This window comes from Gemmatimonadota bacterium (genome assembly GCA_016209965.1).
Classification (GTDB): domain Bacteria; phylum Gemmatimonadota; class Gemmatimonadetes; order Longimicrobiales; family RSA9; genus JACQVE01.
Genome location: JACQVE010000012.1, coordinates 1 through 8108 on the forward strand (window position 1 = coordinate 1; position 8108 = coordinate 8108).

Annotated in this window: 9 protein-coding genes; 5 read left to right on the plus strand and 4 right to left on the minus strand. The window is 68.8% G+C overall.

Features of this window, described 5'->3' with window-relative positions:
- From HY703_00510 to HY703_00520, 3 genes are all read left to right on the plus strand, one after another.
- Window positions 1–153: hypothetical protein (locus HY703_00510; GenBank protein ID MBI4543659.1), on the plus strand; the 153-nt coding region annotated here is incomplete at its 5' end.
- Window positions 154–222: 69 nt separating this feature from the next.
- Window positions 223–1002, plus strand: coding sequence for an alpha/beta hydrolase (locus HY703_00515; GenBank protein MBI4543660.1), 780 nt, complete (start codon window positions 223–225; stop codon window positions 1000–1002).
- A gap of 139 nt (window positions 1003–1141) precedes the next feature.
- Window positions 1142–1333 carry a hypothetical protein gene (locus HY703_00520; GenBank protein ID MBI4543661.1) on the plus strand — a complete coding sequence of 64 codons (192 nt, stop codon included), beginning with the start codon at window positions 1142–1144 and terminating at the stop codon, window positions 1331–1333.
- Window positions 1334–1584: 251 nt separating this feature from the next.
- Here HY703_00520 and HY703_00525 read toward each other — a convergent pair whose 3' ends face one another.
- Both HY703_00525 and HY703_00530 read right to left on the minus strand, forming a co-directional pair.
- Complete coding sequence (locus tag HY703_00525; protein MBI4543662.1) at window positions 1585–1977, minus strand: DNA-binding protein; 393 nt, start codon at window positions 1975–1977, stop codon at window positions 1585–1587.
- Window positions 1978–2004: 27 nt separating this feature from the next.
- Window positions 2005–2295: an AbrB/MazE/SpoVT family DNA-binding domain-containing protein gene (locus HY703_00530; GenBank protein MBI4543663.1), complete on the minus strand. Its 291-nt coding sequence runs from the start codon at window positions 2293–2295 to the stop codon at window positions 2005–2007.
- A gap of 969 nt (window positions 2296–3264) precedes the next feature.
- Here HY703_00530 and HY703_00535 point away from each other — a divergent pair.
- Entirely contained in the window at window positions 3265–3504 is a 240-nt protein-coding gene (locus tag HY703_00535; GenBank protein MBI4543664.1) for a ribbon-helix-helix protein, CopG family, read from the plus strand.
- A complete protein-coding gene (locus HY703_00540) occupies window positions 3498–3845 on the plus strand; it encodes a type II toxin-antitoxin system PemK/MazF family toxin (protein ID MBI4543665.1) in 348 nt (115 codons plus the stop codon). Before HY703_00535 ends, HY703_00540 begins: the two co-directional genes overlap by 7 nt.
- A 170-nt stretch (window positions 3846–4015) precedes the next feature.
- On the opposite strand, the gene HY703_00545 is transcribed toward HY703_00540, so the two are convergent.
- A complete protein-coding gene (locus tag HY703_00545) occupies window positions 4016–6241 on the minus strand; it encodes a lamin tail domain-containing protein (GenBank protein ID MBI4543666.1) in 2226 nt (741 codons plus the stop codon).
- A 259-nt stretch (window positions 6242–6500) separates the two neighbouring features.
- Window positions 6501–8108: TAXI family TRAP transporter solute-binding subunit (locus HY703_00550; GenBank protein ID MBI4543667.1), on the minus strand; the 1608-nt coding region annotated here is incomplete at its 5' end.

Below are 8108 nucleotides of genomic sequence, written 5' to 3' on the forward strand. Positions count from 1 at the left end.
AACTATGCCGCCGCGATGAGCGCGCTCGAGCAGTCCCTGCGCAGCCGCTCCGGCTCGATGGTCTATCTCGATGTCGAGCCGCTGCTCGACCCGCTGCGCGGCGATCCGCGCTTCGAGCGGCTCCGCCGCATGGCCGGCCGCAGCGCCGAATAGCACAGCGGTGCCGGCACACGCCGGGGCCCCTTGCCTGCCCTCCCCAAACCCCGGGACCTGGCCGTGACCATGCTCTGGGCACTTCTGGTCGCGTACGGCGTGCTGGCGCTCCTCGCCCTCCTGTGGTCGGAACGCCTCATATTCCAGCCGCCGCCCGCCAGCTACGGCCCGGCCCCAGACCTCTTGAGCCTCACCACCAGCGACGGGGTCGCGCTCGCGGCGCTGTACCTCCCCAACCCCGACGGGCGCTACACGCTCCTCTACAGCCACGGCAATGCCGAAGACCTGGGCGATGCGCGGCCGGGCCTCGAGGCGCTGCGCGACCTGGGCTTCGCCGTCTTCGCCTACGACTACCGCGGCTACGGCCGGAGCAGCGGCCGCGCCTCCGAGGCCGGGGTCTACCGGGATGTCGAAGCGGCCTACCAGTACCTGACCGGCCCGCTGGCGGTGCTCCCCGAGCGGATCATACTCCACGGCATTTCCGTGGGGAGCGGGCCGGCGGTGGAGCTGGCAACCCGGCGGCCCGTCGCCGGGCTCATCCTGGAAGGCGCCTTCGCCAGCGCCTTCACTGTGCTTACGCGCGTGCCCCTCTTCCCTTTCGACCGCTTCCGCAACCTTCGGAAGCTGGGCCGCGTGCACTGCCCCGTGCTGGTCATCCACGGCACGGCCGACGAGGTCATCCCCTTCGCCCACGGCCGGAAGCTGTTCGCCGGCGCACAGGCGCCCAAGCAGCACCTGTGGGTCCGCGGCGCCCGCCACAACGACCTGCGCCTGGTGGCCGGAGAGAGGTACGGCCGAGCCCTCCAGGAATTCGAGGCGACGCTGCCGGCCCCAACCAGCGGTTACTAACCCGGGGCTTGCCGGCGAGCGTCGCCGACCGGGCCAGGTTCCCCCTGCTTCCCAAGCGGTTTACTCCCCCGGCGCCGCAGGCGCCGCAGGCGCCGGCTCCCGCTCGGCGGCGCGCTGCGCAGGTTCTTCCGGACGACGAGTGATATGGCTCGACCGTCGCGCCGCCGAGCTTCATGGCGGTCTTCGCTTTACGCTGCGCCACCAGCCGATCGGCGAGCGAGACCTGCTCATCGCCGCCATCGCAATCGCGAACGACATCAGGCTGGTGACGGCTAACACAGGCGAGTTCCGGCGCGTCCCCGGCCTCCGCGTGGAGGACTGGCGCCGCTGACACCGCTCCCTGAACGGCGGCGAGGACTCCTAGCGTGTCATGGGATCCTCTCGGTAAAGGGTTGAGAGGATCAGACAGCGCGCTGCCAGATTGATCAATCACACGGCGTTGAGAACCGGCTGGTGGACTCGCAGTGCTATCCGCCGAAGGCGGATTGAGTTCAACAGGCGGCTGCACTTGTCGGCGGCCGCGGTAGTATCTGCACTGATCGAAACGACCTCGCGCGGCCGCCGCAAGTGAGCCGCAAGGCGTTAGAAAGTGCGGCGAGCGTTGCGCATGTAGTCAGCCGGAGGTACTACGAGAATACCAGCGATCCGCTTGTGAAAATAGGGGCCAAAGTGCTGGAGATCACCAGTGATCAGATGCGTGGCTTCCGCGGCGATCGCTCCACCAATGATTGGCCAGTCTTTGTCCGGCAGCGTGACGCCTTGGCGAACTGACTCGGGGACAGTACCCGTCTGCACGAGCTGTACTGGCCCGAGTAGCTGTTGTAGCCGCTCTCTTTGCTCTCCCGTCGATAGGTTTCTCTCCGCCTCCTCCACCGCGTACGGTGACGTTGAGAGCGCTACGTTCTCCAGCGACCACAGAGCGCCGACTCCGGCGCCCTGGCGGTATGCCGCCGAGAAGAGCACGTTGGCGTCCAAGAAAAGACGGTCCACCGGTTCGGTGAGCTACGGACGATGGTGGTCTATCGAATCGGGATCGAGGCCCAGCTTCCGCACCTCATTCCGAGCCCGGGCATAGTCATCATCATCCACGGCGTTGGAAAGCAGGAACTCGGCGCGCCGTTCGGCGGAGTACATCTCGATGGGTACCGTGACGGCGGGCCGGATGAGGATACCCTCCTCCGTCTCCTCAGCGATGACCGTGCACCCCTCGGTAAGGCCGAACCGGCGCCGCAGCCGCGCGGGGATGACGAGGGTTCCCCTCTTACCGACCCGACCAGATTCAGAAATCGGCATGCCATCTCCTCCTTCATGCTCTCAGAATATCAGACATCCGGGCAGCCTCGTCAAGGGCTTGTCCCGGATCCAGGAGCCGTCGGCGAGGGGAAGGCCCCACACCGCGGCCTCGTGGGTCTGGGCGCTAGTGCGCTTGCATGGTCAGCTTCGCTGGATCGTAGCGCTCTGCTTTCTTCCAGAGCCGGAGCGTGACCGCCGCCAGCTTGCGGGTGAGGGTCACGCGGGCGAGTTCCTCGTCCATGCCGCGAGCGATCATGGCATGATAGAAGTCCGCGCGGCCACCGCCGCCACGGGACGTCCGGGCCCCCTTTCAGAGCCGTTGCATCACCCGCGTGGCGTCTTCGACCAGACTTCCGATAGCTTCGGGTGAGGTCGTTGAGCGCGGCCCGTTGGGGGCTGCCGTGATAGACGGAGCGCAACGCGCCGCGGCGGAGCCGGTCGGAGAGCTCGTCGGCATCGACCCGGTCGCCCTTGTTTCCCTGGCGGCGCTCCCCGCGGCGATCGCAGACCACCACCCGGTGCACGAGTGGGACCAGGAGGTCGTGGAGCCACTGCGCCTGTGTCCCCTCCTCAAAGGCCACGTGCATGGAGCCGCGCATGCCCCGCAAGAACTCCACGATTGCCGCCTCCTTCCCCCTTTACGTGGCAACGGCGGAAGACATGGTGTTGGCGAAGTTGGAATGGGCCAAGCTCGGTGAATCAGGAGCTGCTGGTCCTCCCCGCGAACCGCCGCGCCGAAGTTCGGGATGCCCTCGAACGGCACTTGCGTCACGAGCCCACCCGCGTGAGCAAGAGCCGCATCAAGGCCCTGCGCGGGCTGAGTCAACCGCAGTTTCGACTCCGGGTCGGGGAAACCAGGGTGTTCTATGACGTCACGGCCGAAGTCGTCGAAGTCCAAATAGCCTTTAGCCGGACTTCGCTCACCCTGAGTGCTTGCCGCAGGCCTGCCGCTAGGGTTATACTGATGGTATGAAGACGGCTGTCTCGCTGCCAGACGATCTGTTCCGCGCCGCGGAGCGCCAGGCGAAGCGGATGCGGAAGTCCCGCAGCCAACTCTACGCGGAAGCGCTGGCCGAGTATCTGGCACGCCATGTCCCCGACGAGGTCACGGACGCCATGAACCGCGTGCTCGAGCGACTCGGTGAGCCCGGCCCCGAGCCGTTCCTCGCCGGGGCGGCGCGGCGGGTGCTTGAGCGCACCGAGTGGTAGAGGTCGCGCAAGGGGAGGTCTGGTGGGCGGAGCTTCCCGAGCCCGCAGGGTCCGGTCCCGGATTTCGGCGGCCCGTGGTCGTGGTTCAGGGCAACTCCTTCAATCGCAGCCGGATCGCGACAGTCGTGTGCGTGCCCCTTACCAGCAACCTGACCTGGGCGGACGCCCCGGGGAACACGCTCCTTCCGGCGAAGGCCACGGGCTTGCCCAAGGACTCGGTGGCGAATGCGTCGCAGATCATCACCATCGATCGGTCCTTTCTCACCGAGCGCGTTGGGCGACTGGCGCCGAAGCAGTTCGCCCAGGTTCTGCACGGCGTCGATGTGGTCCTCGGTCGATGAGCCGGCTAACCGGGCGATGAAGCGGACGGACTTCGCCCGCCCTTATCGCCGGGCCGTTAGCCGGAGGCGAGCAAAGATATGTTACGACCTCGCAGGCTCCGCCCGGCGCGAGCGGGCCCCCGGCGGGGACTAACGAGATACCCACCGCGAGCCCGCCGCCGCCGCGTCGCCTACAGGTTCTGACAAACCGTCTGGCTCGAGGTGCGGTCCGTCGCCCCATCCATGCTGGCCACACCCCGCTCGATCGAGACCGTGTAGCCGCCACCCACCGTGCCCGGCGAGCGGAACGTGATCGTCCCGTTCTGATCCGTGCGGTACCACGGCTTCGCCAGCTCACGCAGCAGATCCTTGGTCTGCGTGTGCACGTGGCCGAACGTGTTGCTCGCGCCCAGCGAGAAGGTCACCCACTCCGGGTTGAGCAACTGGATGTAGCTCCGCTTGATGCCGTTGCAGCTCCCGTGGTGATCCCCCTTCAGCACGTTCACCCTCATCCCCGGGCTCAAGTCGTAGTCCGCGCCCAGGTCGAACCAGTCGATCTCCTCGTGCTCGGCATCGCCCGCAAACCACATGGTGAACGACGCCGAGTCTGGACCCACCAGCTTCACCGCCGCGGACCGGTTGTTCGGCGTGCTCCCCGCCGGGTTCGGCCGCAGGATGTGCAGCTTGGCGCCGCCGTTCAGCGTGAACGTACACGAGGGCGAGCCGCTGCCGCACGGATCGTCCGTGTCCCGGTAGATCAGCTCGCCGCGCGCGGCCCGCGCATTGATCGAGTCCCGCAGCGAGGCCAGCGTCACCGCGTCCGAGGCATCCTTGTTCTCGAACACGTACCCGATCGTGATGCCCCGCGCCGTCTTGAACAGTTCGCGCAGCCCACTGTAGTGGTCGAAATGGGCGTGTGAGATGATCACGAAATCCACCGTCGTGTTCTGCACCCCCAGCGCGTCCAGGTGCTGCCGGAAAACAGCCGTATCCGGCCCGCCATCAATGAACACCCTGGATGTGCCGTTCGTGATGTAGTTGCCATCGCCCTGACCGATGTCCAGCACCCGCACCACCACCTCGCCGACCGACGGCGGGCCAATGAACCCATCGTTCTGCGCGCCCGGCGTGCCCTTGTCCCCAGCGCCAAAGACCGAGGTGGCCGTGTGCCAGTTGGCACCCTTGACGTCCGTGTTATCGGCGGTGGGATCGCTCACGCCGCGCGTGGCCCCCGTGGGCATGGCGGTCGCCCAAGCGACGGAGTCCACCGTCGCACCCGAGGGGTCACGCAGCGCCAGCCAGTCGGAGGCGTTGGCCAGCGTGAGCCCGGTGCCGTACACGTAGTTCAGGGTGACGCCGCCGTTCACCCCCGTGCTGCCGTTGCGCCCCAGCACCGCGTAGCCACCGGCCGGCACGACCACCGACGCACTGATCACGTGCGCCGCGTCGTTGTTCGAGACGATGATCCACCCCTGCAGATCGCCCGCGCCGGTGCCCAGGTTGTGTACCTCGAACCACTCGCCCGCATCGTCCGTTGCCGCCGCGGGGTCGGCCATCACTTCGTTGATCACGAGCTGCACCGTGCCTCCGCCGCCCGAGGTCACCGTTAGCGCCGCCTCGCCGAACACGCCATTGGGCGCCGTGGCCCGGATCTGCGCCGTGCCCGCCGACTGGCCGTCGGCCAGGCCGCTGGCATCCACCGTGGCGACCACCGTGTTCGAGCTGGTCCAGGAGAAGGTGGTCGCCACCGGGTTGCCGTTCGCGTCCGTGGCGCTGGCCGTGAACTGCTGCGTGCCGCCCACGGCGATGCTCGCCGACGCCGGGGTCACCGTGACCGTCGCAACCGCCGCCACAAAGCCGTCATTCTGCGCGCCCGGCGTGCCCTTGTCCCCCTTGCCGAACACCGATGTGGCCGTATGCCAGTTGCTGCCGTTCACGTTGACGTTGTCCACCCAGGGATCGCTCACACCCCGCGTCGCACCGGTCGGCATGGCTGTGGCCCATGCCACCGAGTCCACCGTCAGACCGGCCGCGTCCCGCAAGACGATCCAGTCCGCGGCGTTGGCCAGCACAATGCCCGCCCCGTACACGTAGCTCGCGGTCACGCCGCCGTTCCGCTTCTTGTTGCCGTCCTTGGCAAGCACCGCATAGCCGCCGGCGGCCACGGTGACCGATGTGGCAATCGTATGCGCGGCATCGTTGTTCGATACGATCTGCCAACCCTGCAGATTCACCGAGGCCGAGCCGGTGTTGTGGACTTCGATCCACTCGCCATTGTCATCCGACGAGGCGCTCGGGTCCGCCATCACCTCGTTGATCAGAATCCCGCCAGCCGCGGCCACGGCCGCGGCCAGCGCCGCATCCGGCTCCGCCGCAGTGGGAGGCGGCTCCAGGCACGCGGCCGGCAGCAGCGGCACCAGCCAGACAAGAGGGAACCAGAGCCGCCGCTGTCCGCCACCGCCCGATGCCAGCCAGCGAGATGAGAGAGGGGAGGCTGCTTTAAGGTAAGGCGAAGGGGACAGCACCGGCACAGCAGCTCCGTTCCGCATGGTCCCTCCCGGGAGACGGGTCACCCTGGCGCCGGCGTAGCGCCCGCGCCCACTCGAGGCCCTCGCGCCTCGCGTCCCGTGTGAACGAGCCCCTGGCCCGTTCCGCCATGCCTGTGCTGGGCCGGGATTATTGAGGATAGGAGGCCGCGCCGCAAGTGGCTGCGCGAAGGCAGCTTTCCCACCAGTCCCGGGCGGCTGGGTGCAGCGGGATGGAGGCCCGGCGCAGCGCAGTGAGGTCGATCTGGCGCACGATTTCATGGGCCCTGGTGAGCTCGGCCCGGCGCCGCAGCAGGACATCCAGCAGGCGTCCCACGACTCGAGCGTCGAGGTCCTCCCGCGCCACGATCCAGTTCATGACGGCGATGCTGGGGAGGCCCCGGTCCACGCCAGGGTAAGCGCCGGCGGGGAGGGCGGCCGCACTGTAGTAGGGATAGCGTTCGACAAGTTTGCGGGCGGCCGTCGAGTCGATGGCGACGAGGTATGCGGTGCGGCTTGCAGTCGCCTCGAGCACGGCTGCCGCGGGGAAGCCTCCGGAGAGGATGGCGGCGTCGATCGCGCCGTCGCGCAAAGCCGCGGCGGATTCACTGAACGAGAGGAAGCGTTTCGATACGTCCTCCTGGCCGAGGCCGGCGGCCTCGAGCACGTGGCGCGCGAGCTGCTCGGTCCCGCTGCCGGCGGCGCCCAGCGAGACTCTGCGGCCGCGCAGCTCCGCCAGTGATTGGATCCCGGAGCCGGCCCGGACCAGCACGTGTGTCGGGTTCGGGTACAGCGGGGCTGCGATGCGGAGTCTCCGGGCCGCCGGGTCCACGCCGTGATACGCCTCGTGCACCGTCGTTCCGATTGCGAAGCCCAGATCCATCTCGCCGCGCAGCACTCGGTTCACGTTCTCCACCGACCCGCCCGTCACCTCCGCCGTGTAGCGCCGGCCGGAGTCCGCCTTCGAGAGCAGGCTGGCCAGTGCGCCACCCAGCGGATAGTAGATCCCGCCCGTTCCCCCCGTGCCGATGCTCAGGAACCGCGCCTCGCCCGAATCCCCCGGGCCGCCACACCCCGCCAGCAAGCTCCCGGCAAGCAGTGCCGCGCACACGGGCAGCCCCGCCCCCGCCCCCTTGCTCCCTTTCGATCCCGGCCCCGTGCCCGATCCCGGAAGCGCCCCCGTACCCGTACCCGACTTCGATGCCAACCCCGATCCCACCCCCGGACCAGGGTTCGTCCCCGCCGCCGTCCTCGCCGCCGCTCCGGCGCCCCTACCCCAGGCCGCAGCAGCCACTGGCCGGAGCAGCGTCACCGCCAGGACCCCTGCGCCGAACAGGTCCGTCGCCCACCCCGGGACGACCAGGGCTGCCGCCGCCACCACCAGCGCCCCGCGCTCCCAGGCCAGGAGCGGCCGGTTGCCGTAGCCCATGGCTGCCGCCCCTAGTGCGACCACGCCGGCCAGGCCGGTGAGCGCGGCAAGCCCCACCTGGGCGGCTGACCCGTCCAGCAGCAGAGGCGGCCCGTAGACGAAGGCAAAGGGCACGAGGAAGCCGGCGGCTGCCAGCGCCGTCGCTGTAACCGCCGTCCTGAGCGGCGCCGCCTCAGCCATCCCGGCGGCGGCGTAGGCGGCCAGCGCCACTGGTGGCGTGACGTTGGACATACAACCGAAGTAGAAGATGAACAGGTGCGCCGCCAGCACCGGCACGCCCAGCGCGGTGAGGGCGGGCGCGCCCAGCGCGGCCAGCACCACGTAGGCCGC